Annotated in this window: 15 protein-coding genes and 1 pseudogene; 7 read left to right on the top strand and 9 right to left on the bottom strand. The window is 66.2% G+C overall.

All coding sequences use genetic code 11. The features are described from left to right. Positions 1-9,579: hemagglutinin repeat-containing protein (locus AC1DS6_RS39440; protein WP_477104535.1), on the bottom strand; the 9,579-nt coding region annotated here is incomplete at its 3' end. A gap of 655 nt (positions 9,580-10,234) precedes the next feature. Here AC1DS6_RS39440 and AC1DS6_RS39435 point away from each other — a divergent pair. Next, entirely contained in the window at positions 10,235-11,275 is a 1,041-nt protein-coding gene (locus AC1DS6_RS39435) for a flagellar brake protein (RefSeq protein WP_477104534.1), read from the top strand. 77 nt (positions 11,276-11,352) lie between these two features. On the opposite strand, the gene AC1DS6_RS39430 is transcribed toward AC1DS6_RS39435, so the two are convergent. Both AC1DS6_RS39430 and AC1DS6_RS39425 read right to left on the bottom strand, forming a co-directional pair. Beyond that, positions 11,353-11,841, bottom strand: coding sequence for a GNAT family N-acetyltransferase (locus AC1DS6_RS39430; RefSeq protein WP_477104533.1), 489 nt, complete (start codon positions 11,839-11,841; stop codon positions 11,353-11,355). 113 nt (positions 11,842-11,954) lie between these two features. After that, positions 11,955-12,305 carry a hypothetical protein gene (locus tag AC1DS6_RS39425; RefSeq protein ID WP_441625855.1) on the bottom strand — a complete coding sequence of 117 codons (351 nt, stop codon included), beginning with the start codon at positions 12,303-12,305 and terminating at the stop codon, positions 11,955-11,957. 156 nt (positions 12,306-12,461) lie between these two features. Between AC1DS6_RS39425 and AC1DS6_RS39420 the strand changes: the two genes are divergently transcribed. From AC1DS6_RS39420 to AC1DS6_RS39405, 4 genes are all read left to right on the top strand, one after another. Continuing rightward, a complete protein-coding gene (locus tag AC1DS6_RS39420) occupies positions 12,462-12,686 on the top strand; it encodes an SUMF1/EgtB/PvdO family nonheme iron enzyme (RefSeq protein ID WP_477104532.1) in 225 nt (74 codons plus the stop codon). Between the two features lie 574 nt (positions 12,687-13,260). Next, a complete protein-coding gene (locus AC1DS6_RS39415) occupies positions 13,261-15,225 on the top strand; it encodes a S8 family peptidase (RefSeq protein WP_477104531.1) in 1,965 nt (654 codons plus the stop codon). A gap of 19 nt (positions 15,226-15,244) precedes the next feature. Beyond that, complete coding sequence (locus AC1DS6_RS39410) at positions 15,245-15,739, top strand: hypothetical protein (RefSeq protein ID WP_441625861.1); 495 nt, start codon at positions 15,245-15,247, stop codon at positions 15,737-15,739. Between the two features lie 277 nt (positions 15,740-16,016). Next, positions 16,017-16,277: a hypothetical protein gene (locus AC1DS6_RS39405; protein ID WP_477104530.1), complete on the top strand. Its 261-nt coding sequence runs from the start codon at positions 16,017-16,019 to the stop codon at positions 16,275-16,277. Positions 16,278-16,330: 53 nt separating this feature from the next. Here AC1DS6_RS39405 and AC1DS6_RS39400 read toward each other — a convergent pair whose 3' ends face one another. The 6 genes from AC1DS6_RS39400 to AC1DS6_RS39375 form a co-directional block, all read right to left on the bottom strand. Beyond that, positions 16,331-17,374 (bottom strand): helix-turn-helix domain-containing protein, encoded by a 1,044-nt coding sequence (locus tag AC1DS6_RS39400; RefSeq protein WP_477104529.1) that lies wholly within the window; start codon positions 17,372-17,374, stop codon positions 16,331-16,333. 273 nt (positions 17,375-17,647) lie between these two features. Then, a complete protein-coding gene (locus AC1DS6_RS39395) occupies positions 17,648-20,767 on the bottom strand; it encodes an efflux RND transporter permease subunit (protein ID WP_477104528.1) in 3,120 nt (1,039 codons plus the stop codon). Between the two features lie 6 nt (positions 20,768-20,773). Continuing rightward, positions 20,774-21,934, bottom strand: a complete 1,161-nt coding sequence (locus AC1DS6_RS39390) for an efflux RND transporter periplasmic adaptor subunit (RefSeq protein WP_045241811.1) — start codon at positions 21,932-21,934, stop codon at positions 20,774-20,776. 2 nt (positions 21,935-21,936) lie between these two features. Continuing rightward, on the bottom strand, positions 21,937-23,199 hold the full coding sequence (locus AC1DS6_RS39385) for a TolC family protein (protein WP_477104536.1): 1,263 nt from the start codon (positions 23,197-23,199) through the stop codon (positions 21,937-21,939). Positions 23,200-23,392: 193 nt separating this feature from the next. Next, positions 23,393-23,866 carry a cobalt-zinc-cadmium resistance protein gene (locus tag AC1DS6_RS39380; RefSeq protein ID WP_441625869.1) on the bottom strand — a complete coding sequence of 158 codons (474 nt, stop codon included), beginning with the start codon at positions 23,864-23,866 and terminating at the stop codon, positions 23,393-23,395. Positions 23,867-24,093: 227 nt separating this feature from the next. After that, the gene (locus AC1DS6_RS39375) at positions 24,094-24,720 is read right to left on the bottom strand and encodes a LysE family transporter (protein WP_477104527.1); all 627 of its coding nucleotides are present in this window, start codon (positions 24,718-24,720) and stop codon (positions 24,094-24,096) included. Positions 24,721-24,827: 107 nt separating this feature from the next. Between AC1DS6_RS39375 and AC1DS6_RS39370 the strand changes: the two genes are divergently transcribed. Together AC1DS6_RS39370 and AC1DS6_RS39365 are read left to right on the top strand one after the other, a co-directional pair. Further along, positions 24,828-25,298 carry an Lrp/AsnC family transcriptional regulator gene (locus tag AC1DS6_RS39370; protein ID WP_477104526.1) on the top strand — a complete coding sequence of 157 codons (471 nt, stop codon included), beginning with the start codon at positions 24,828-24,830 and terminating at the stop codon, positions 25,296-25,298. A gap of 390 nt (positions 25,299-25,688) precedes the next feature. Next, positions 25,689-26,140: pseudogene (locus AC1DS6_RS39365) on the top strand (NADP-dependent malic enzyme); the annotation flags it as partial.

The raw sequence follows: 26,140 nt of genomic DNA, 5'->3' as shown, positions 1-26,140 counted from the left end.
ATGAGACCTTGGCCGTGATCGCAACACGTATCCATCGCGTGCGGCCGGATCGCGCCAAGCCTCGTCCGCCTCGCCACAAACCTCATCGACATGCTGCTTATAAGGCCTGTTGATGCCTAATTGTTGATGCTTAACTTGGGTGGATTGGGTAACGATGCCCCTTGCCGCGTCATATGCGTCCTGTAAAGGCTGAAAGAACGGCTTCGACTGGTTTTCCTTCGACTGATCCGGCGTCCCGATCAGTGTCGTCTCTCTATTGTCTGCCAGCTTGCCGGGTGTCTGGAACGGCTTTTGCGCTTGCCCCGGTGTCCAAATCGGCGGCGGAGCCGGCAACGGTCCCGCCTGATTATTCTCCACCTCAAACGTAGCCGCATTCACCGCCGTAGCCGCATTCCCCCCAGCCGCCCCCGCGACGCCGGCCACCAGGCTCCTCACCATATCCTCGCGAGCCTGCTTCTCCCGCACCGACATGTTGTCGGTCGGCGCCAGCAACGTGCCCAGCAAGGAACTGGCCGCCGCACCCATCGCGCCAGCGCCGCAGCTTTGGTTTGCCGCCGCCGCGCCGGCACAGCCGACGATGGCATGGAGAGCAGCCCGGGCGCTTTCGGCTCCTGGCGTGTCTTTGCCCAGGGAATCGGCCATGGCCTTGACCTGACCGGCCGCCAGCCCCTGGATGTACCCCACCGCCGCACCCTGCGCGAACTGCGCCGCCGATCCGGTCACATTGCCGCCAGCGGCAGCCGTCAGCGCCGTCATGACCTGGCGATATGTCCCGCCCTGACCCCACTTGGCCGCATCATCTGCGCGCCGCTGTGCCTCTGCCCGCTGTTCAGGCGTCGCACTCGGATCCTTGGCTACCGCCTCGGCCGCCTTCTTGGCTGCATCCGCCTCATTCGCCCGGTTGTTCAGGAATACCCCCGCCTCCCGCTGCAACGCCCCCACAATCTCGAACCCTGCCCGGATCTCCTTCTCATTGAAGATCGGCTTGAGCGCATTGGCCGTGTTGTCCGTCTCGCGGTTCAGGCTGGCGATGGTTTCCGCCGCATCCTTGCCGGTCAGCGCCTTCTGCTTCTCTTCATTGCGGATCGTGATGTTGCCCGCGCTAACGCCGCTGGCGGTGGTACTGCTGGCGCTACCCGAGGCAGACATCGCGATCGGGGGCGCAAAGGAGGCGCCCTGCCCGTTGCCGCCGCTGGTTGGCAGGTTGGTGCCAGGCACCGCCTCGCCCGTGGCGGCCTGGCCGCCCTGGGTCAGGCCTACGCCGCCACCACCGCCTGAGCCACCGCCCAGCGGCATCATCGGCTTGCCCTGGGCGTATCCGCCGCCAAGGCTAACGCTGCTGGCGCTGTATTCCGCGTGGTTCCGGATGTCGCTGCCAGTCAGGGTGTCGGTGGACAGGCTGTTCTTGTCCGCCGTGCCGCCGGCGATGACCGCGCCCTTGAGGTCGGTGTTGCCCTTGACGTCGATCTGGTAGCCGCCTGCGCCGGCACGGATCCCGGATTGCTCCGTCACGCTGGCGTAGTCGCTGTCGATCTTCTGCTGGCCAACGTTGGCGCTGGCGGCAAAGCCGGCGCCAACCGTCAGGCTGCCGCCGATGGACCGGTCCTTGCTCTTGTAGCGGCTGGTGTCCTGCAGGCTTTCGATATTGAGGTTGCCGCCGATGTCGGCAATGACCTGCTTGCCGGTGGCGGTGGCGCCACGCAAGCTGGTGTCGCCGTCGGAGTCGATCACCAGCGTGTTGCCGGCGTTGACGTGGCTGTTGGTCCAGGTCACGTCGTTGCCGTCGGCATTGCCACGCGCGGCGGACGCGCTGGCGGTGAGGCCGATGCTCGCGCCCTGCGCGCCAAGGTTCAGCCCGATGCCGATGCCGCCCGAGGCGCTGCTATTGCTGCCGTGCTGCTCGGCGGTGCTGGCCGCGGCCTGCAGGTTGACCTGGTTGTCCGCTTTCAGCAGTGCATTGTTGCCGGCCTGGATGTTGCTGCCGACCACGTTGATGTTGCTGTCCGTGCCGCCGCCTTCGGCGCGGATGCGCACGTCGCCACCGGCGCGCACGGTGCTGCCTGCCGCCGTGGTGCTGCTTTGCGTTTGCTGGCTGTCGCTCTTGGAGCCGCCTAAGCTGACACTGATGTTGAGGCCACCCATGGCCTTGGGGTCGGCCTTGACGGCATCGGCCGCGTTCGATACAGCCAGCCCCGCCGCCGCGCCCGCCAGCGCCTTGAGGCGCGGGTCGTCGGTCTGGCTTTGCGCGCGCGCCATCTGGCCCGCCGTCTGGGCCGCCGCCAGTACCGGGTTGGTGACGGTGACGGTCAGGCCGCTTTGCCGGAAGTGGCTTTCCTGCGACGAGCTGGCGGTGTCGGTGGCGGCGTTGATATCCACGCTCCTGGCGCGGATGTCGACATCGCCCTGCAGGGCGCTGACCGTGCTGCCGGTCTGCGTGTAGGCCTGGCCCGCGCTCAGGCTGGCGTTGCCGTTCAGGCTGCCGACCATCGAGCCGACGTTGGTGGCCGTGCTGACCTCTTGCGCTTGATTGAGCTGCTGCTTGCCGATCGTGACGGAGAGGCCACCGCCGGAGAACATGCCGGATTTGCGTTTCTCTTCCGCGCTGCTGCTCGTGGTGGTGTCCTGCCCCACGCCAATCGTCAGGTTGCGGTCCGCGCGCAGCGCCAGGTCATCGCTGGCGACGATGTTGGAGCCGGATACCGTCAGGTCGCGCCCGGCCCTGCCGCCGACGGCGTCGGCCGACACGGTGCTGCCCACCGCGTAGGTCTGCCCGGCGCTGCGCTTGCTGGTGCTCTGCTCGCTGGAGAGGAAGCCGGAGCGCTTGTGTTCTTGCCAGTTTTCCTGGGTATGCGTCTGCGTGACCGTGCCGACGGTGATGTCGCCAGCGGCTACCGGCGACGCGGTGCCGCCGCCGTTGCCGTTGGTGCCGGTGGCGACGGTCGAGCCCAGTATCGCCAGGTTGCCGCCGCTGCCGCCCGCACCGGTGGCGGGCGCTTCCGCCTTGATGCCGTTGGCCTGCAATACAGCGCCCGCCAAGGGTGCCTGTCCGGCCGCGAGGGTGACGTTGTTGCCGGCTTGCACGGTGCTGCCCCGGACCGTTTCGTCGGTCGAGGCTTGCGTGTAGGCCGCGCCCTTGCCACCCAGCGAACCTTCGCTGTGGGTGTGGGTGTCTTTCGCTGCGGTGACGGTGAGATCGCGGCCAGCGACGAGGGAGGCATTGCCGCCGGCCTGGATGCCGGCGTTGGCCAGCGTGGCATCGCGGCCAGCCACGGCGACGACGTTCCCGCCAGCCTGGACCCGGCTGCCCGCGACGGTGCTGGTCTGGTCGTGGGAATAGCTCTGCCCGCCGCGCGAGACGGCATCCTGCGTGGTGCCGAGCGTGACGGCGCCAACGGTAAGGTCGCGCCCGGCGCCGATCAGTGCGCCCTTGCCGGCCTCGAGGACAGCGCCACTGAGCGTGACGTCGCGGCCGGCGAGCGCCACGGCGTTGCCCGTCGCCGAGATGGCCGCCACGGAGCCGACGCCCGTGGCCCCCGCACGATAGCCATTGGGCCCGATCGTGCGGACTTCGCTGAGCGTCTGCGTTTCACTGACCACATCGCGCCCGGCCTGCACCAGCACGTCCTGGCCGCCGATGCGTCCGCCCAGGTTGCGCACGTCCTGCAGCGCCTGGACCACGGTGGTGCCGCTGGTGTCGCCGATGGTGCCGCGGTTGACGATGTCGTTGCCGAGCACCTGCGTGGCGACGTCGCCAACGATGCGGCCGCTGTTGTTCACATTGCCGCTGGCATTGAGCGCCACGCTGTTGCCCGTGACCAGCGCGCCGGTGCGGTTCAGGTCCACGGCGCTGGACTGCGCCAGGTAGAGCTTGGGCACCAGCACGGACTGGTGCGTGCCGTCGGGCAGCGTTACGTCCTGCGCCACCAGCCAGACCATGTCGGTGGTGAGTTGGCGCATCTGGTCGTCGGACAGGCCGATGCCGGGGGACAGGCCGAAGGATCTGGCCCAGGTTACGCCGCTGTTCATCAGCGCCTGGTATTCCTGCAACTGGTCAGAATAGCCCGCCAGGAAGGTGCGGCCGGTCAGCGCCGTGACCTGGTCGCGGACAAGCTTTTCTTCATGGAAGCCGTCGCCCAGGCGCTTTTGCACCTTCTGCGGGTCCAGGCCGAGCGCGCCCAGCATGTAGTCGCTGGAGAGGAAGGTCTTGTACTGGGTGAAGCGTGAATCGGTCTCGATCAGGTAAGGCGTGGCGGGAGCCGGGCGCAGCGTGAAGAGGCCGTTGACCGGCAGCGTCAGGTTGGGAATGCCGCCCGCGGCGGTGCCCAGGGTCTGCGGGCGGCTGGTAGCGCCGGTGGCTGCCGCGACGGCGCCCGCGCCAAGGGTTGGCGCGGCGCCGGCCGTGCCCGCGACACTGCCGGGCAGCGTGCCGGAGGCGCCGCCGCCCGCCACGCCGCTGCCGGTGACGGTCTGGCCGACGCGGTTGACCGAGCCGACGGTGATGTCCTGCGCGGTGGTTTGCACCGTCTGGTTGGCGGTGGCAAGGGCTGGCAGCGCCGCCACCGTGGTGGGGTTCTGTGGCGTGGTGGGATACGGGACTTCCTGCGTATCGCTGTTGCTACCGTTCTTCCGGTGCCAATAGAAGGTGGATGTGTCGGTGGCGCTGACCGTCTGCTGCAGCACCGTGCCGATGTCCTGTACCCCGCTGGCAACCGCGCGCCGGATCAGGCTGCCGCCGGCAGCCATGATGGAGGACTGGTTGAGGATGGTGCCGCCGTCGCTGTTGATGCGGATGGTGCCCTGGGCCTGGATCCTGGCCGCGGGGGTCGCGCTGACCAGCCGGTCGGTCGCGGTGGTGGCGACGGTCGTGCGCGATATCTCGCTGTAGTCGTGATAGTCCGGCCCGAGGTCGTAGCGCACGCGCACCTGGTCCGGGCGGATGTGCCTGGCCGGATCCCAGTCGGGCCAGAAGGTGATCTTGTAGGTCGTCCCTGTGTCCTGGATGTCCTGGTAGTACTGCGTGCTGCTGGTGGTGATGGGCCGGGTCAGGATCGGCGGCGGAGTGAAGCAGTCATTGTCATTCGCGCAGCCGGGCTGTTGCGGGTTGAAATACGCCTCAACCGGCGCCTGCGTGAACGACAGCGTCTTGGTGTTGGGGTCGAAGCTGGCGACCGTGGTCTTGGGTACCTCGACCGTGATCGGGCTGCGCAGGGCATTGATCAGGCTGGCGCTGACAGGCGCGCTCGCCCCCGCCCAGTTCCAGCTCGGGAAGGTGATGCTCTTGTGGTTCCGCTGCTCGGTGCCCGTGAACCCCGCGAACCACGTGGTTAGTGTCCGGGCCGCGGTCTGCTGCGGCGTGCCCGCCTCCGTCACGATGCTGGTACGCGTGTTGTTGACCGCCCGCGCGGCGATATCGATATCGCCATCCGCTTCGATCGCAGCCGAGCGGTTGTTGAGTACGTTGATCTGGTTGACCAGCATGCCGGTACCCGGGTCGCGCGTGCCGTCGCGGGCGATCTGCAGGTTGCCGGCGCTGTAGATCAGCGCGCCATCCAGGTTGGTGACGGCATTGGACGCATGGATCCTGAGGTCCCGCGCGGCGGCGATGACGGCGGCCGGGCCGGTGTTGCTGATGTCGCTTGCCTGTACCTGTACCGTGTTGCCGATCACCGCGCCGGTGTTGGCGAGGGTGCCGCTCAGGGTGTTGACGGCATTGCCTTCGATGCGCCCGGCGTTGTTGATGGCGTTGTCGGCCCGCACGGTGGTGGACTGCGCGTTGATGCCGGCGCCAGCGGCGTTGTTCACGTTCGCGCCGTGCACGGCCAGGCTGCCGCGCGCCGCCAGCGTGCCGGTGTTGGTCAGCGTCCCGCCGGCGTTGATCTGCATGTCGCCGTCGGCACTGAGCTTGTTGGCCGCATCGTTGAGATAGTCGCCCGCCACGCTGAGCGTCAGGTTGCGCCCCGCCGTCATCTCGCCGCTGCCGCTGACGGTGCCGCCAGCGCTGGATACGCCGATGTCCTGGTTGGCGCGTACCGCGCCGCCCTGGTTCGTCATCGACGCGACCTTCATCTGGACGTCGGCGCCGCCAAGCACGGTGCCGCTGTCATTCGCGAGCGTGGCGCCGGCCTGGTCCAGGCTCAGGCCCTTGCCGCCGTAGATCCTGCCGCCGCGATTGTCCACGCTGCGGGTGATGCCCAGCGTCAGCGCGCCGGCCGCGGCGATTTGCGCGCCACCAGTGTTGACGAGATCGCTGGCGGCGAGACTGACGTCGCCATTGCCCCCGAGCGTGCCGCCGGTGTTGTCCAACGAACCGGTTGCGGTGACGGTGGTGGCACCATCGCCCGCGTTGGCAATCCGCCCGCCGCGGTTGTCGATGCCGGACGCGGATACGGTGGCCTTGCCGTGCGCCCCGTTGGCGGTGAGCGTGCCGCCGGCGTTGCTCAGCGTGCCATCGGCAGCGAGGAGCAGGTCGCCGCCGGTCTGCGCCGTGCCGTTGGTGTTATCCACCTGGCCCTGGCTGGTGAGCGACAGGCCAGACTGGCCGTAGAGCGTGCCCTGGCGGTTGATCAGGACTGCGCCGGTGGCGACCCTGGCGGCGCCTTGCGCGGACAGGTTGCCCCGGGTGTTGTCCAGCGAGGCGGCCTGCACGGCGAGCGTGCCATTGCTCAGGATGGCGCCGGCGGTATTGCCCAGCGCGCCCCGGCTCGTCAGGGCCAGCGCGCCGCCGCCGGCGTGCGCGATGCGCCCGCCGTCATTGGCCAGCGACTGCGCGTCCACCGTCAGGTTCTTCCCGTTGGTGGCCAGCGTGCCCGAGGTGTTGTCGAAGGCACCGCCGGCGTTGATGACGGTGTCGGCCTTGCAGAACTGGTTGATGGCGCCGCCACGGTTGGACAAGCCGCCCGTTGTGCGGATGCCGACCTGGCCGCCTTCGACAACGCCCATGCCGTTGTCCAGCGACGCCACCGACAGATCGACCACGCCACCCGACAGCGTGCCCTGGCGATTGCTTGCCACGCCGGCCACCGTGGCGGTGAGCGCGGTGCCCGCCGTGACGCGGCCCTGGTCGTTGTCGAGCGATTGCGCATCCAGGCTGGCATCGCCCTTGGCGGTGATCTGGCCGTGGTTGGCCAGTGCGCCGGCCACCAGTTGCACCTTGCCGTTGCCGCCGATCAGGCCCGCATTGGCATTGACCAACGCCTGCTGCGCCCGCACGCGGGTCAGTCCGTCGCCCACGTTGACGACGCGCCCGCCCGTGTTGTCCACGCTCCGGGCGGCAAGCGACAGTGCGCCGTGCGTGCCGGCGGCTTCGATCCGCCCACCCGTGTTGGTCACAGCACCGGCGGCCTGCACGTCCAGCGCGCCGTCGGTCTGGAGGATGCCGGCGGCATTGCCCAGCGCGCCGTGGCTTGTCAGCGCCAGCGTGCCGTCGCCCGCATGCGCGACGCGGCCACTGTCGTTGGACAGCGATTGCGCGTCCAGCGTCAGGTTCTTCCCGCTGGTGGCCAGCGTGCCCGAGGTATTGTCGAAGGCGCCACCGGCATTGATGACCGTGTCGCCCTCGCCGAACTGGCTGATCGCGCCGCCACGGTTGGCCAGGTCGCCCGCCGTGCGGATGCCGACCCGGCCGCCCTCGATATGGCCCGCGCCGTTGTCGAGCGAGCCTGCCGTGACGTCAAGCGTGCCCGCCGACATGGTGCCCTGGCGGTTGCTCGCTGCGCCGGCGACGGTAGCCGTCAGCGCATCGCCCGCCGTGATGCTGCCCAGGTCATTGTCCAGCGACCGGGCATCCAGGCCGGCATTGGCCTGCGCGTTGATCTCGCCCTGATTCGCCAATGTCCCGGCCGTCAGCCGCACGCTGCCGTTCCCGCCGATCACGCCGCCCGTGGCACCGTTCGCCGTCGTGCCCGCCGTATTGGTCAGCGCGCCCGTGGCGGCGACGGACAGGCCATCGGCATTGAGCGAGACCAGGCGGCCCGCGCCGTTGTCCAGCGAGAACGCCTTGACGCCCAGCGCGCCGCCCGCCTGTATCTCGCCCAGTGCATTGTTGATGGCGCCGGCCGAGTAGACCGTCGTTGCGCCTTGCGCCAGCATCTGTCCGCCCTGGTTGGACACGCTGCCGGCCGTGATGGCTGTCGCGCCCTGGCTGTACAACTGCCCCCGGTCATTGCTCAGCGCGCCGCGGGCCGTGGCGCCGAGCGCGCCGCCGGCGCTGGTGGCGGCGCCGTTCAGGTTGATATCGCCTGCGGTGGCGGACAGGTTCAGGTTGCCCAGCGCCGTGGTCTGGCTGCCGGCAAGTTGCAGCGCCGTGCCGTTCAGGCTGGCATTGCCGCCCGCCACATGCTTGCCGCTGGACGACAGGGTGCCGTCAGCGATGACGGTCAGGTCGGCCCGCTGGCCGACCGAGCCGTCGGCATTGACGCCCGCGCCGAGCCTGCCGCTGGAAGCGACGCTGCCCGCGTTGACGCGCAGGGCTTGCTGCGCCGCCAGCGTCCCACTGTTGCTGAGCGCGCCCGCCGTATCGAGCGAAACCGCCTGCGCGCCATAGGTGGTGCCGCTGTTGTCCACGCCGCCGCGTGCGGCGATGGCCAGGTTGCCGCTGGCGCTGGTCTTGCCGGCCAGTTCCAGCCGGCCCTGCGCGCTCAGCGTGAGATCGCCAGCCTGCGCGGCCAACACGCCGCGGTTGCTCACGCCCACGCCGGCTTCGGTGCCCACCAGCAGGATCTTGCTGGCGTACATGCCACCCAGCTGGCTGACATCGATGCCCACCCCCGCCGCGGGCCCGGCGCCGGCAATCGGCGTAGCCGCCAGCGTGGCGCGGTCCACCTGGCCGGCGCCGGCGATGACGTTGAGGTTGTTGGCGTAGAGCGCAGCGTTGGCGGTAACGGTGCGGGCGATCAGGTCCACCTGGTCGACATTGGCCGCGTTCAGGCCGGCACCCTGCACCAAGATCTGCCCGCCGGTGACGCGGTAGGCGTCGAGGTTGCCGGTGCCGCCGAATACCGGCATGCCGGTGGTCAGCGTGGCGCGGCTGGTGTTGATGAAGCCGCCACCGTCGACCAGGATGCCGTTGGGATTGGCTACCACCACTTCGGCCCGGCCCCCGGCCACTTCCAGGTAGCCGCGCAGTTGGCTGGGCAGCGCGCTGGTGACCTGGTTGACGATGATGCGCGCGTTCTGGCCCGGCAGCAGGTTGGGATTGCCGTTGACAAAGCCGGCTTGCTGGGTCGAAACGAAAGTGGGTGAGTTGTTGAGGATTGCGCCGCCCCTGCCTACGTCGAACTGCGTGTAGGCGTTGGTGGACACGCCAGCGCCCGAGGGCCGCGTGATGTTGACTTGCGGCAGGCCGTTGCTGGTCTGGATCACGTCAGGGCGGTTGGCGCCGGCATCGGAGTTCGCCACGATCTGGGCGCTGGCGGGGGCAGCCAGCGCCAGCAGGGTCAGCAGTGCGAACGGCACGGATGGCAGCGCAGCCGCAAGCGATGCGATGCGCGCCGGGCCCTGCCGCGCGCGCCGGCTTGACCGCGCGCCGCCTTGATGGCCCTTGCCTGTGCTGGTTGCCGATTCTTCAACGGCGACCAGCATGCCGCGACGCCTGTTGAAAACCAGGCGGAAACTACCCTTATTCATGCTTGATTCGGTCCTGGATTGGCGGCGCCATGGCGAACGGCACCTTAATGGACTTGATGGAATGACGAATGGGAAATGTCATTCCTTGCGAAGGCATTTACATTGTTTTTTGTTTTCGGCGAAATGGTCAATCAGACAATTGACTCTTAATTTATTCGAAAGCGGACAAAAAAGTCTGCTGCCGGCAGTAAAGCTGCGACGACAAGCGGGCTGGCGGGCGATGCCCCGCCGTTAGCTGGCTTTAACCTACTGAAGTGGGATTGAAGCGTGGAGGCCAGTCGTGCTATAAGCGTTGCACGCCTGGCCTAATATAGGACTAGTCCTATATTAATAATCCGAATTAAGTGATTCACGGGTATTTAATAGGACAAGTACTAATTAAGACTTATTCGTCCAAACGGCAGAGATTCTGGCGTTTCGAGCGCAGCAGCCACCTCACGAAACGTGGGGGATAGGAATCAATCCACCAAGATACCGGCCGAGGCCAGGCGCGATCCGGTCGCACGCGATGGATACGCCTTGAGCGCGGTGATGGCGCAGATGCGGTTCATCCGCAGGTCCGAAGCGGCTCCGGCGCAGCTGGTGAAACAGCATGGGGAGTGCAGGTTGCGTGCGCGCAGATATTTGCACCAGGGTGGTGCTTACTCAAATCTCGTTGCCCGTCAATGCCTTGCGCGAAAAAAATGTGCCATTCTATGGCTGCTTATCTTGGGTGGATTGCCTTACTTACCCCTCCGAGCGCAGGGGTAAAGTCTCGCCGCTTTCTGCCGTTATTCTTCCTCGGGTAACGTCCCGTCGCCCCCGCCAGGCTGCCCGCACATCTGAACATAGCGCCGCTGGAATCGAGACGCAGCCCTCCTCGATTCCCATTTTGTTGAAGGATCCCGTGAGCCCCGAACCCGCCAATGCCAAGCGCCAGACCGCTAGCACGCAAGCGCCAGACGGTTTCCCGCCCGATGCCCGCCACCGGCTCACCCTTCCCATACAGATCAGTGCCGTGCTGCTCGATCTTGCCTGGCTGAAGTGCGTTGTCAGGCTGCGCACGCGCGACGGCTACAGGATTGCCACCACATTGCTGAAGGTTGACCCCGTAGGCTGTACCTTCATCTTCGACGGATGCCGCACAGAAGCGGAGCGGGATTTGCTGCTGACATCGGACGAGATTGCCGTCTCCGCGGTGCTGCGCGATGTCAAGATCCGCTTCGTCATCAAAAGACCCTACCCCATCAGGTATCAGGGCGGCATGGCCTGCGCCGCGGCCTTCCCGGCCCAGCTCTACCATTTTGAACGCCGCCGCCACCCCCGCGCACGCCCGGACGCCGCCATGGGCTATCGTTGCGAGCTGCGCACGCCCGATGACGAGGTTCTGAAGCTGGACATTGCCGACCTTTCGCTCTCCGGTGTCGGCCTTCGCACCAGTATCGCCAATACCGACCCATTTCCGGCAGGCACGATCTTGCCGAAATGCAGGCTGGACTTTCGCAACCAGGGCGAACTGGAGTTCGACCTGCAGGTGGTCGGGCATGGTCTGGTGTGGAGCGACCAGCGCGCCATGCATCACATTGGCTGCACCTTTGTCTCCCTCGGCCCCGGCCAGCAGACCTTCATCCAGCGCCTGGTCTACCACATCGAGCTCGCGGGACGCGAATGACCGGGAAGCGGATGCCGGGGAGATATGTACCGGATGACTGCTGCCGACGCTGAAGGACGGCAGTCCATTCAGCCCATTCAGTCCGTGACCGCCAGTTCGTAACGGGCAACGGACCCTGCGCCTTTCTGCACGCAGCTGTGCAGCCCAAAGCCGAAACGCTCGTAGAGCGTTCGCAGCGCCAGCCTGTCAGCGACACAATCCAGCCGGAGATGCCGGCGCCCGAGACTACGTGCGCGTTCTCGGGCGAAGGCTAGCAGCGCGGTGGAGACACCCTGCCTGGCCCACGAGCGGCGAACCGCCAGCTTGTGCACGAAGGCGGATGTACCGGGCTCGACCTCCGGCCAATAGAACGGGTCTTCCAGTTCGAACCGCATGACGCCGATGATGTCATCGCCGTCGCGCGCCGCATAGAAGTTCCCTGCCGCGGTATCACGAAGCACACGCTCGATGCTCACGTCGGAAGGCATCCATAGTGGCCGGCCTGTGTTGGCAAGCCACTGCGCCGCCTCTTGCAAGACTGAAGCAACCGCCTGCACGTCGTCTGATCGGGCTTGTTCGATACGCATCGGCGATGACACTGTTGAATTGGGCTACGAAACCTGGGCCACGAAACGACAGCTTGCTGCGTCCGCCTTACGGGCCGCCGGGATACTACACTGCCGCAGTCCGGCCTGGCCGATCACCCCCGGCGTACCGCGGTCACTTTGCCGTCCTTGACGTCCAGCGTGCGGCGCTGGGGGTTGTAGTCCATGGTGCCGGGCAGATGCTGGCCTTCGCGTTCGCCAAATCGCCAGGCACAGCCCTTGAGCAGTGCGACGGCATCGGCCTCGCTCTTGCCGATCAGCGCGTCATCGGCAAGCTTGTCGGCCTGGCAGCCCTCCGGGGTGCCACGGCTGCCTTGCGGGCCTGGGTTGGGCACGGCGCTCACGGGTGGCTGGGCGGCGCATCCTGCCAATAGCGTTGCGAATACGATCGAACCTGCCGCGATATGCCGCTTCAGCGGGCTTTGCCCTTTGGGTTTTTGTTTCATGATATTGGGGATAGAGAAGTGCAATAAATTCAGCCCGGCCGACAAGGTGCCGGATAGGCGTTCGCTGGACGTGCCGGGCCAGTGCCAATGGCCATTGGCGTATGCCGCCGCGCAATGTCCGGTGGAGAACGTATCATGGATTGATGCCGTCCGGTATTGCAACCTCCTGCCAAAGACTTCCAGCCTTCCAGACCATGGGGAAAACTCGCCGATATAGCCTGGTATGGAGAAAACACCGGATGCAACACGCAAGAGGCCGGTCGGAAGCAGCCCAATGACCGGGGACGTTACGACACGCTGGGCAACGTCTGGAAGTGGTGCGCCGATCAATACGATCCGGAGGTCGATGGTTCGTATCGTGTGTTTCGCGGCGGCGGGTGATTCGGCTCACCTCTGGCTTCATCTGCATCAACCTATCGCCATACCGCGCAAGTTCCCTTCCTGACATAGCGGACAGGGGCGGAGCGCACCCCTCGCGCATGCCCCGCCGGGTCCCGTGCCGGCGATGCTTGCCTGCCAGCGCCCGCGACACCCCCACGTGAGACGAAACGTCAGTTTTTGTGAGACGCAGCGTCAAGTGCCGAAACGATAACTCTGCAAAAATTGGCGCCGGTTCGAGGTACGCGCCAGCCCTCTAGAGAAAGAGCGCGGCCCGGGCCTGACTGGCAAGCGACCGTCGATGGCGGGCACGACACCCTTGCCACCAGCGGGCCGCGCACGACCAGGCCATTCCAAAAGGCCCTCGATAGCAACCAGGCAGCGCGGCTTGCGTCCGGCGCAATTCCATGCGCCGGCCCGGTCGCGTCTTCGGCGTTCGTCCATAGCGCCGCATGGCGGCGGGCAGCGTCCGCGCAATCGCATCGCCGCGGCTGGCCGACACCATGCAGTTCCTGCGGTATTCGCCCGGCACCAGTCATGGCGTAGTGAAAACTCAATTTTTAGAGCGGGTAATCTCATGCTGAAAAGAAGAACGAAACTGATATCGCTGACGCTTCTGGCGGCCGCCGCGCTCGCGGCGTGCGGGGGCGACAACCCGGAGACCCCGGCTGCGAGCGCCCAGACGCCCGGCGCGCCCACGCCCGCGCCCGCGCCCACACCCGTGCCCCTGGCGTCGAGCTGTACCGAAACCGGTGTCGATGCGAAGTTTGCCTGTCAGACCGGGGTCACGGAGCCGCTGTACATCTACCAATGGGCGCTCAGGCAGGCCACCAGCTACTTCAAGTCATTCCCGGATACGGCGGATGGCGTCACCGACCTCAATGTGGAAGAAGCGCATGCCGCGGGCATCAAGGGCCAGGGCGTCAATGTCCTGGTTCTCGACGATGGCGTCGATATCAACAATGAGGACCTGGTCGCCAATGTGAACAATTCGATGACTTACAACTTTGACGACGGCACCAGCAACCCCACGCCCGCCAATATCCCGATGAACATCGCGGACGCGCATGGCACCCATGTCGCCGGCATCATCAGCGCGGCGCAGAACGGCAAGGGCGTGATTGGCATCGCGCCCCGCGCCACCCTGGGCGGCGCGCGCTTCATCGGCACCGCGGGTGCCGACATCCTGCAGGCCTACGGCGGCGCCGACTGGTCCCGGAATGCCCATATCATCAATGCCTCATATGGCGGGAATCCAGAGGTGCCGGACGAGTACGACACCGCAGCCGGGACCAGTGCCGTCATCCGGGCCTTCCCGAACCTGAGAAGCGGCAAGGGCCTGGTCATGGTGAAGGCATCGGGCAATGAGTACCACGCCATCCGGGGCGACACACCCAGGTCTTGCCCCGATATCGACGGGATAAGCGGCGTCCTCAGTTGCGAAAATCCCGCGAACGACACGGAAGCGCTTGAGCCTGGCGTCATCCTGGTAGGCGCGGCCAACGCCAAGGGCATCAAATCGAGTTACTCCAACGCCGGAGCGGTCAACTGGATCACCGGGCTCGGTGGTGAATATGGGGAGAAGGGGCAGTACGGAGAAGGCGGCTCCGGGCCGACGATCTACTCGACCGACCTGACCAGTTGCGCGAAAGGATATAGCCGCAACTACCTGGAACTAGCCAATGCATTCACCATTGGCGGCACCGCGACCAACAAGAAGGATAACCCGAACTGCGACTATTCCAGCATGAATGGCACCTCGGCCGCCACCCCGACCATCTCAGGGGTGGTTTCGCTGATGCTGGCGGCAAATCCGAACCTGACATGGCGAGACGTCCGCGAGATTCTTCGCGTGACCGCCAGGAGAATCGATCCGAATTATGGCTCGCGCGACAACCGGAATTTCCGGCTTGACCTGAAGCAGGGGACATTTACCGCCAGTGATGATGCCAGCCTCGTCGATGGCAGCCAGACTGCGCGGCTGGATCTGGGCTGGCAAAAGAATGCCGCGGGCAACTACTACTCGAACTGGTACGGCTTCGGCCTGGCGGATGCCGCGGCCGCCGTCAGGCTGGCGAAGGCATACAGCGCCTACAAGCCGGCAACCCTGGAAATTGGCGGCTTCACCAAGGCGTTCGCGGATAGCGCGCAGCTCAAGTACGGTTCGGTCCAGAAGCTGGGGCAGTTCACGGTCGGCGGCAATGACAAGGTGGATACCCTGCAACTGAGACTGAGCGGCTCCATCTGCGTCGGCAGCGTTGGCATCTTTGTCAAATCCCCCTCGGGGACCATTTCCGCACTCGCCGTTCCCTACAACAGCTACTACAGCACAGGCGTGCCGGAAGTGAAAAGCTACGGGCTGGGCAGCTATGCATTCCATGGCGAGAACGCCGCCGGAAATTGGGAGGTGTATGCAGTCAGCGCGATGCCAGCCCCCGCCGCGCCCGGCGCATGCAGCAGCTTTCTGCCGGAAGCCGATGGTGCCAGCGTCAAGCTCAGCAAGCCCCTGGCCGTTGAGTACCGTGTGATTGCCGCGAAATAACGGGGCGAGGAGAATGATGATGAAAAAGAACTTGTCCCTCAGGGTCTTGCTGTGCGGCGCCGCGGCGCTCGCCGCCACGCTGTGCCACGCGGGCGCGTCGGCCTATGTGGCCGGGCAGCAGCTTTCACCCGCGGAATTGAAGAGCCTTGCGGGCACGACGGCCGTTCGCCTTGGCAGCCAGTCGTTCCAGACGCTGCCGGCTTCGGCCACGGCAAAGAGCGCGGGCGCCATGGGGAGCCCGGTGACGCTGGTCGTGAACGACCGGGGCGTTGTCGGCGAGAGCCACAACGAGGTGATTGTTTCGCAAGTATCAACCCAGGAAGTCCAGCAGAAAGTCGGCAAGCTAAGCCGCTCAGCCACCGGCATCCAGTACTTCGATCACATGAATATCAGCAAACTGACGTTCGCTTCCTTCCAGGACGCGGCGGCTGCCAGGGAGCAGCTCAAGACGCTGCTTCCGCCGGCGGCGGGGGTCGATGTGCCGATCCGGTATGGCAAGCCCAAGGTGCGCTGAGCCGGTTTCCACGGCCGGAGTCACGCTGCTTTGCCTCGTTTGAAAACCTCGGCTGCCTGGGGTCCCCGAAGAAGCGCCGGGGCGCTCCAGGCGCCGAAACGCCAGCCGGGAACTTGCGCCGGGCAGGCGCGATGCACCAGCGCCCCGTGGCGCGCTCCCGATGATGGAAATGCAACGACCATACCGAAGCCTGTGCGGCTTCCTCCTGGCAGTCCTGGCGGCAGGATGTACATCCTACAAGTACGTCCCCCCAAAATCCGATGCGGGCCGTCAATGCGTGACGACCTGCGAAACCAACAAGCAGATCTGCATCACCGGCAAGGAACAGGTCGCAGCCGTCAAGGAGCAGGCCTGCGAAACACGGCGCGCCAACGCCCTTGCCACCTGCCTTGCCGCCGCCGCGAATGACAAGGGCAAGGAGCAATGCACCAAGCGGCAGGCTTACTGCTCCAGCTACGCATCGACCTACAGCTGCGACAGCGCTTACCAGGCGTGCTACATACAGTGCGGCGGGCAGGTCATCGAAGTCGAGGACTGAGCCCTTGCCGCCAGGCGGCATCCGGGCCAGGCATCGGACGGCCCCCGATACCGTCAGGCGCCGCTGCCGGTGGCAGTGAATTCGCCCCGCAGGCTCTCCAGCCATTTGTTGATGGTGGTCGCTTCGCTTGCGTCGGCCGGCGCCGCTGGCCAGCTGTTGCGCGGATGCTCCGCGAGCGCGCGCACCTCCCGCGGACTCAGGCTGAAGCGGCGGCGGAAGGCACGGCTGAAGGTGCTCTCATTCGAATAGGCGTAACGATATGCCAGCTCGGCGATGCTGAGCCCGCTGCCCTTGGATCGGGCAAGTTCATCGAAACAGCGATCCAGCCTCCGGCCCTGGATGTAGGCGTTCACGCCGCCGTCGGCGTCGAACAGGCGGTAGAGGCTGGCTCGCGACAGGCGGAAAGCGCCGGCGACCTGTTCCGGCGAGAGCGCTTCCACGGTCAGGTGTTCTTCGATATAGCGCTGCACCAGCTTGCGCATGCTGCGGCGTGCCGCCTTTTGCACGTCGGGCTCGCTATCGCGAAGCCTGGCGCCACTGCCCTCCAGCATGATCAGCGCCGCGGTGACCGATGCCGCCCTCTCCTCGCCTGTCAGCGCGTCGCCAGCCAGCAGGAGTTGCGACAGGTGCGACGCCAGCAGCCGCGCCGATCCCTGGCCGGCGTCCAGCACCGTACCGTGCAGGTTCCAGCTCCGCAGCGACGCGGGAAGGCGATCGCGCGGCACGGTAAGGGTGATATTGGCAAACGGCGGTGTCGAGCTATCCAGCGTCCGCCCCAGGTCGAGCACGCTGATCGAACCCACGCCAGCATTGAGCGCCCGGTTGCCATACTCGCCCTGAACGCCGCCCGCGGCATAGAGCTGAATCAGGATGTGGTCGATATTGCTGCGCCGGATCTCGACGATGCCGCGCTTGAAGCGATGCTCCACGGAGCCGGCGCAGCGCGCGATCAGGCTGTCGCCCAGATGCAACGCCATCAACTCACCCGAGAAGGCGCCCTGCGCGACGCCAATCCTGACGTCGAAGAGCGGCGCCAGCGCCGCGCGCCAGAGTTCGCAGGCTTCCGGAAGTACGCGCCCGTCGAGGCGGACGTGCACTTGCGGCGGCGCTGCCTCCACACTGGCTTCGAATTCTTCCGCAATCTGTGATGATGCTGGCCCTGACACGTGATTCCCTGGAGGCGTTACGGTAAAAGGCTTCGGCGCCCCGCCGCCCCGGTGCGACGCCATGCCGTGCTTTGCGCGTTGGTCCGCGGCAGCGCACATGATATCGAATGGACGGGGTCATGCGTTAGCGCGCCGGCTTGCCCCAAAGAAAAACGCCCCACCGAAACCGCGTGAGGCGTTGCCTGACTGTGCGATGTGCCTGTACTACACCGGCACATCCTTCATCGGGTCCGGCTTCCGGTTATCGAACCAGCGGTACAGCGTAGGCACCATCACCAGCGTCAGCAGGGTCGACGTGATCAGCCCGCCGATCACGACCACCGCCAGCGGACGCTGCACTTCGGAGCCCGGGCCAGTGGAGAACAGGAAGGGCACCAGACCCAGCATGGCGATGGTGGCCGTCATCATCACCGGCCGGAATCGCTGGGTCGCGCCCTGGATCACCGCCTGGTCCAGCGACAGTCCGGAATCGCGCAGCGTGCGGATATACGACACCAGCACCACCCCGTTGAGCACCGCCATGCCCCACAGCGCGATAAAGCCCACCGAGGCCGGCACCGACAGGTACTCGCCGGTGATGAACAGGCCGATGATGCCGCCGATGGAAGCAAACGGCAGCACGGTGATGATCAGCGTGGCAAAGCGCACGGAGTTGAACAGCAGGAACAGCAGGAAGAAGATCGCGGCGATGGTCACCGGCACGATGATCTTCAGGTGGCCCATGGCGCGTTCCATGTTCTGGAACTGCCCGCCCCACTCCAGGTAGTAGCCTTCCGGCAACTTGACCTTGCTGTCCGCCGCCTGCTGCAGCTCGGCGACGAAGCCGCCGAGGTCGCGGTCCTTCACGTTGATCATCACCACCACGCGGCGCTTGGCCATTTCGCGGCTGATCTGCGCGGGGCCGTCGGTGACTTCGATCTTCGCCACGCTTTGCAGCGGCACCTGGGCGCCGTTGGGCGTGGCCACCAGCAGTTGGCGGATGGCCTGCACGTTGTCGCGGAACTCTTCCGGCAGGCGCACCGCCGCGGCAAAGCGGCGCTCGCCTTCGAAGATGTCCGTGGCGCGCTTGCCGCCGATGGCGATCTCGATGATGTCGTGGATGTCCGAGGCATTGAGCCCGTAGCGCGCAATGGCCTGGCGGTCGATCTCGATCGACAGGTACTGCTGCCCGGAGATGCGCTCGATGCGGATATCCTGCGAGCCCTGGATGCCGCCCGCCACGCGGGCGATCTCGCCAGCCAGCTCGCGCAGCTTGTCGAGGTCATCGCCAAACACCTTCACCGCCACGTCCGAACGCACGCCGCTGACCATCTCGTCGACGCGGTCGGAAATCGGCTGCGCCATCACGATCTGCACGCCGGGGATGGCCTTGAGCTTCTCGCGGATGGCGTTGGCGATATCGTCCTGGGTCCAGCCGTCGGGCCACTCGTCGCGGTCCTTCAGGCTGGCGATGGGCGTGGATTCGTTCTGGCCCTGCGGGTCGGCCGGGCTTTCGCCACGGCCCACGCCGGACACCACCGACTTCACGCCCGGCACCGACAGCACCAGCTTGTTGGCCTCCATCTCCAGCTTGACCGACTCCTCCAGCGAGATATTGGGCACGCGGTCCAACGCGGGCACGATCGAGCCTTCCTTCATCTCGGGGATAAAGGACGTGCCCAGCAGCGGCACGATGGCGACGGTGGCCATGAATGCCATCACCGCGCCAATCACGGTCTTGCGGCTATTGTTCAGCGCCCAGTGCAGCATGCGCAGGTAGTGGCGCTTCATGAAGGCAATCAGCCAGGTATCGTGCTCCGCACCGCCCTTGAGCAGGTAGGACGACAACACCGGCGAGAGCGTCAGCGACAGGAACAGCGAAATCGCCAGCGCAATCGAGATGGTGAACGCCAGCGGCGCGAACATCTTGCCTTCCATGCCGGTCAGCGTCATCAGCGGCAGGAACACCAGGATGATGATGCCCACGCCGACGATCACCGGCGTGGCCACTTCCTGCACCGCCTTGACCAGGATCTCGGTCTTGGTCATGCCGCTCTTGTCACGATGGCCGAGCCGCTCGAACGCGTTCTCCACCACCACCACCGAGCCGTCCACCATCAAGCCGATGGCGATGGCCAGCCCCCCCAGCGACATCAGGTTAGCCGACAAGCCCACCTGGTTCATCACCATGAAGGTCATCAGCGGCGTCAGCACCAGCGTGGCCAGCACGATGACGGACGAGCGCACATCCCCCAGGAACAGGAACAGCACGATCACCACCAGCACCACGCCTTCGAGCAGCACCTTGGTGACTGTCCACAGCGCCGAATCCACCAGCTCGCTGCGGTCGTAATACGGCACGATCTGCAGCTTGCCCGGCAGCATGCCGCGCTCGTTGATCTCGGCCACGCGGGCCTTGACCCGACTCACCACTTCCTTGGCGTTGCCGCCGCGCATCATCATGACGATGCCGCCGACCGATTCGGTCTCGCCGTTCTTGACCAGCGCGCCCTGCCGCACCTCGTGGCCGATGGTCACATTGGCCACGTCGCGCACATAGACCGGCGTGCCCGATATCTCCTTGAGCACGATGCTGCCGATATCGTCCACGCCGCGGGCCAGGCCCACGCCGCGGATCAGGTATTGCTCGGCATAGTGCGGCAGCACGCCGCCGCCGGAGTTGGCGTTATTGCGCGCGAGCGACTGGTAGACCTGCTGCAACGTGACCTGATAGTGGCGCATGCGGTCCGGGTTGACCAGCACCTGGTACTGCTTGACGAAGCCGCCCTGCGAGTTGATTTCCGCCACGCCGGGAATCGAGCGCAGCAGCGGGCGCACCACCCAGTCCTGCGCGATGCGGCGCTCGGACAACTCCTCGGGCGTCAACGCGCGGTTGCCGTCGTCGGTGCGGTCCAGCGTGTACTGGTAGACCTCGCCCAGGCCGGTGGAGACCGGACCGAGCACAGGCGTCACGCCCTCGGGCATGCGGCCGGCCACTTCGATCAGGCGCTCCATCACCAGCTGGCGGGCGAAGTAGACATCCGTCGCATCGGTGAAGACCAGCGTGATCAGCGACAGGCCCGCCTTGTTGAGCGAGCGCATCTCTTCCAGGCCGGGCAGGCCGGTCATCGCCATTTCCACCGGCACGGTGACAAAGCGCTCGACCTCCTCCGGCGAACGGCCGGTGGCTTCGGTGGCGATCTGCACCTGTACGTTGGTGACATCGGGGAAGGCATCCACCGACAGTTTGGTCGCCGCGCGCAGGCCGAAGAAGAACAGCACAACGGCCAGCACGCAGACCACCAGCCGCTGCTTGATAGCGGCTTCCACAAGGGCTTTCATCATGATCGATTAACCCTGTTCCAGGCGTTTGCGCTCGTTGTCCAGATGGAAGGCGCCGTCCACCACGATGCGGTCGCCCGGTTTCACGCCGCCCTGCACCACGCGCATGCCGTCGCTCTCGGCGCCCAGCTTGACCTTGGTCAGGCGGTACAGGCCACCGGCCTGCTCCACGTACACCAGCTCGTCGTTGCCGTCGCGCACGATGGCGGATTCGGGGATCACCAGTTGCTCGGACGGCGCGCTGGCAATCAGCATGCTGGCCAGCATGGCCGGCTTCAGGCGTCCTTCGCGGTTCTCCAGTTCGGTGCGGACCAGCACGGTGCGCGTTTGCGGATTCACGGTACGGCCCACGTAGATGAGCTTGCCGGTGATCTGCTTCTGGCCAGCGCCATTGCCCAGCGACGGCACCTCGATATCCACGCTCTGGCCTTCGGCCACCAGCGCCGCCTGCTGCTCCGGCACCTCCGCCACCACCCATACGCGCGACAGGTCGGCCACGGTGTAGAGCGCGTCGGCAGGCTGCACCACCTGGCCTTGCGCCACGTTGCGCTCCACCACGGTGCCGCTGATGCTGGAGAACACCGGCGAATAGGAATCGATGCTGCCGCTCTTGGCGAGTTGCGCCACGGCGGCGGGCGACATGCCAAGCACGCGAAGCTGGTCGCGATAGGCCCGCATCTCGGCCGACGAGATTGCCAGTTCGCTCTCGCGCCGCTGCAGCTCGCCGCGGCCGATCACGTCGGCGGCGAACAACTGGCGCGCGCGCTCGGCGTTGCGGACCTGCAGCTCGGTCTGGGCCTCGGCCTTCAGAAAGGCCATCTGGGCCGCGCCCAGTTCGCTGCTATGCAGGCGGGCGAGCACCTGCCCCGCCTTGACCTCCTGGCCCAGGATGCCGTAGAGATCCGTCACGCGGCCGGTCACGCTGGCGCCGATGCGGGCCACGCGCTGTTCGTCGAAATCGATGCGCCCGGACACGCGCAGCACTTCGCTGAAGGCGCTGGTGGCGACCGGCGCCACTTTGAGCGATGCCTGCAGGGTGCCTTCCGGCTTGACCACGCCGGGCGGCTGCTTGGGCGCTTCGGTGGCGGGCGCGGGTTCGTCGGAGCAGCCTGCCAGGGAAAACAGCAGGACTGCGGTTGCCGTCAGGGAAAGAAGAAAATGGGGACGCATGCTTATTGGGTTTCCGTAGGTGCCGAAGGAGCGAAGGGAGCCGTGGGTGCCCCGGATTGCCCGGGCACGCTCGACAGCAGCTTCTCGATCTGGATGGTGGCCGCCTGCAATTCGTACTGCGCGGCGATCAGGTCGCTGCGCGCGCCGCGCAGCACGCGCTGGGCATCGAGGTAATCCAGGATGCCGCGCTCGCCAAAGCGATAGGCCGACTCGGCCACCGAGAGCGCGGACTCGGCCTGGCGCACGATGCCGCCTTCCAGCGCGCTCACCTGCGCCTGCGTGATCTCGTATTGCCGGTAGGCCGACTCCAGCTCCTGCGCAAGCTCGAACTCGCGCGCCTCCAGCGCCGAGCGGGCCTGGATCGCCTGCGCGGTGGCCTCGCCCACCGGGCCGCTGCGGCGGTCCCACAGCGGGATGGTGAGGACCAGGCCGACCTGCGAGACCGTGTTGTCGGGCTGGCGCTCGGCGCTGGCGCGCACCGCCAGTTCCGGCAGCCTCAGCGAGCGCTGGTAGTCCACCGCCAGGCTGGCCCGGTCGGCTTCCAGGCGGCGCTGGGTCAGTTCGGCGTTGGTTCCGGTCAACGTATCGCGCAGCACCGGCAGGGCCGGCAGCGCCGGCGCCTGGTTCAGGCTGCCGGCCAGCGAATAGGCCGCCGGCAAGGCGCCGCCCACCTGCTGGCGCAGCGCGGCCTTGGCCTGGTTGACCCGCAACTGGGCGCTCTGCAGCGTCTTTTGCGCGCCGAGCAGTTCGGTGTCGGCCTTGATCAGCTCATAGCGCGGCGCTTCGCCAACCTCCACCCGCAGGCGGGCGCGGTCCTGGATCTGCCGCATCATGGTCAGGTCTTCCTTGGCCGCGGCCAGTTCCATCTCGCGCCGCAATACGTCGAAATATGAGGTCTTGACGCGCGCCGCCAGATCCGCCCGGAACGCCTGGCGGCCAGCTTCGGTCGCCTCCAGGCTGCGCCCGGCGATCTCGGCGCGCAGTTTGCGCTGCTGCGGATAGTCCAGCTTCTGGGTGATGGCCATGGTCGGCGCGGCGCCACCGGTCACACCGGAGGTACGCGGCGACAGGCGGCCGTACAGCACCTCCACCTGCGGATTGGGATAGGCGCGCGCGCTGGTCACGGCGGCACTGGCGGCATCCACGCCTGCCTGCGCCGCTTCGACGCCTTTGTTGGTGGACTGCGAAAGGGACAGCAGTTGCGGCAAGGTGAACGTTTCCGCCGCGAGAGCCGGCAAGGCTCCGAGCGACAGCAACGCCACCATGGAAAACATAGTGATCTGTTTGATCTGCATGACAAATGGGGGCAGGCGAAACGGCTGCGCGCCCGCCGCCGGCGCGCGCAAGAAGCGCGCGCCAACGGTCAGCCAGCGATCGCGGACGCGATCGGGCCCAGGCGCCCAGGCAATGGGAACGCAGCCCGGGCACGCCAATGGCGCGCCGGGGTTGCCAGGGCTGTCAGATCAGGGAAATGGGCGGCTTGAAGAAGGCCGCGGGCAAAGGCTCCGGGCGCGCCGGGAGCTGTTGCGCGATCTCGTTGGGCGGCAGCGAGACGCGTACGGTCGGCAGCGCGAAGAGCGCGCTGGATTCCTCGATCTCGTCGAGCATGTCGAGCGGGTCGAGCAGGTCGGCGGACCAGATTTCGCAGTAGCCGGGCGGGTTGTCGTCCTCCGCCAGCACCTCCGCGGCCGATTCACCCGGCAGCCCATCGTCGCCCGGCGCCACAACGCGTTCCAGGTCGGCACCGCCGTCCAGTTCGTCGAGGGTGCGGGCGAGCGTGGATTCCAGGATCACGCGGTCGAGCGGGTCAAGCCGCTCGGCCTGGGCAGACTCGAATGCAGCCCCCGCCGCACCGGCGTGCGAACCCGCCGCTGCCCCGAAGGACAGCAGAGACAAGCACAGAACGGTCAGCAGGAGCAGCAGGGATCGCATGAATTGGGGGTAAACGGAGATGGCGCAGTGCTCGCCGCAGGGTGCAAATGGCCTGAAATGGCCTGTTGCGAGGCGATGGTGCACTACAGCATTGTAACTGAACGCAATTCATAGACAGGGAAGCGCCCGGCATGTTCCTGAAGGGTTGCGAAAGTTGCCGGTTGCCTTTTGAGCGACGCCGGTAGCAAGTCGACAAGCTCCGATCATTGATCGGGCAGGTTTCCATATCACGTTCCCACAACCGAAATCCACTGCCACATCGCAAACGCGGTCAGCACGAGCGCCGAGACCGCGTTGATGCGCTGGCGCCAGGCGGGCGTGAACAGATGGCGGCCCCGTGCGACCACCAGGGAAAGCGCGAGCCACCAGAGCGATGACCCGGCAAATACCCCCAGGATCATGGGAACGGGAGAAACCGGGCCCAGGGCACCGCCGCTCAGGGCGCCGAACACGGCGACAAACGACAGGATGGTGGCGGGATTGGACAGCGTCAGGACAAAGGTGCCGGCGAGACAACGCAGCAGATCCGAGCCGCCGGGCACGGACGCCGCCGATGCCGCCAGCGGCGCGCGCCAGGTACGCCAGGCCAGCCAGAGCAACAAGGCGCCGCCGCCCAGCGCCAGGGGCATGCGCGCGGCGGCAAGCGCGTGGATGATCCAGCTGACCCCGAAGGCGCCGATCGCGCCATACACGGAGTCCGCCAGCGCGGCTCCCATGCCGGTGGCCAGTCCCACTGCCATGCCGCGCTCAAGCGTGCGCTGAATCGTCAGGAGCCCGATGGGGCCGACCGGCGCCGCGATCGAAATCCCGACCAGGGCCGCCTTGAGGAAGAGGAGAAGTGTCGTCGAATCCATGCGCCCATGGTATCCAGTTCTCCCCGGCAAATGAATCGTGTAAATTCCGTGGTTCGGCAGACGAGCTTTCGATTTTTTAAGCTGCCCGGCCAAAGTACGGAAACCCTATGCTTGAACTCGATGACAAGGCATGGCGCCTGATCCAGTCCATCCAGGCCGATGGGCGGCAACCGCTCAAGGTACTGGCCGCAGCCACGGGCTTGTCCATCCCCGCTACGCTGGAGCGCCTGCGCCGCCTGGAAGAGGCCGGCGTGGTGCGAGGATTCCATGCGGACATCGACCCGAAGGCCGTGGGCTACAGCGTGCGCGCCATCGTGGGAATCAATGTGCCTCAGCCGGGCAAGCAGGCGTTGCTGGACAAACTCCGCGACTCGCCGCGCGTACTGGAATGCCATCATGTCAGCGGCAACGATTCCTACATGCTATCCGTGGTGGCCACCGACCTGGAGGACCTGGAGTTGTTCCTCTCCGAGATCAACGGGTTCGGCGAGACAAGGACTTCCATTGTCTTCTCGACGCCGATCGAGCGCCGGGGGCTTGCGCCGCCGGCACAACGGGAACTGAGGCCGGCCGGCTAGCCCCGGCATTCGCGCCATGCCTCGATCGAATTCAAGGCGGGTTGAGATTATTTCAAATCCCGGCCATGGTTATATTCCCGTCTCCTCCTGATTTCGCCCGCACTTCGCTGATACGGTAGATTAGGCGCGCTCTGATACTGTACGGCAGCCTGGGGCACGGCTACGCTTGGTCCGATACTCTCCGCGCGATCATTCTCATGGCGATCAGGCCATGCCAACCGCGGTTGCGGCGGTTTGTATCGCTCCCGATACGCCGCGTTTTTTCGGCATGAACATGCCGGAATATCGCTCGCGAAACCGAAGCCGACACTCCCGGAGATTGATGGAATCACAGCATTCCGTTAATCCAGCTCGAAGCACGATTGGCTTGCCAATCTCGTACTGCAAATCATGACCACCACACCCGAAAATAACGAAGCAAAGCCGGATGGCACACCTGACCAAAGCCGCGAATCACTGCGCAAGGCCGCCCTGGAATATCATGAATTTCCGACACGCGGCAAGATTTCGGTCACGCCGACCAAGCCGCTGTCCAACCAGCGTGACCTGGCGCTGGCCTACTCGCCGGGCGTGGCCGCCGCGTGCGAGGAAATCGTGGTCGATCCGGCCAATTCCTTCCGCTACACCGCGCGCGGCAACCTGGTCGGCGTGATCACCAACGGCACCGCCGTGCTGGGCCTGGGCGACATCGGCCCGGCGGCTTCCAAGCCGGTCATGGAAGGCAAGGCGGGCCTGTTCAAGAAGTTCGCCGGCATCGACGTGTTCGACATCGAACTCGACGAGAAGGACCCCGAGAAGCTGGTGCAGATCATTGCCGCGCTCGAGCCTACCTTCGGCGGCAT

It is taken from the genome of Cupriavidus sp. 05L310, from assembly GCF_056398185.1.
This window is presented reverse-complemented; position numbering and strand designations above follow the sequence as displayed.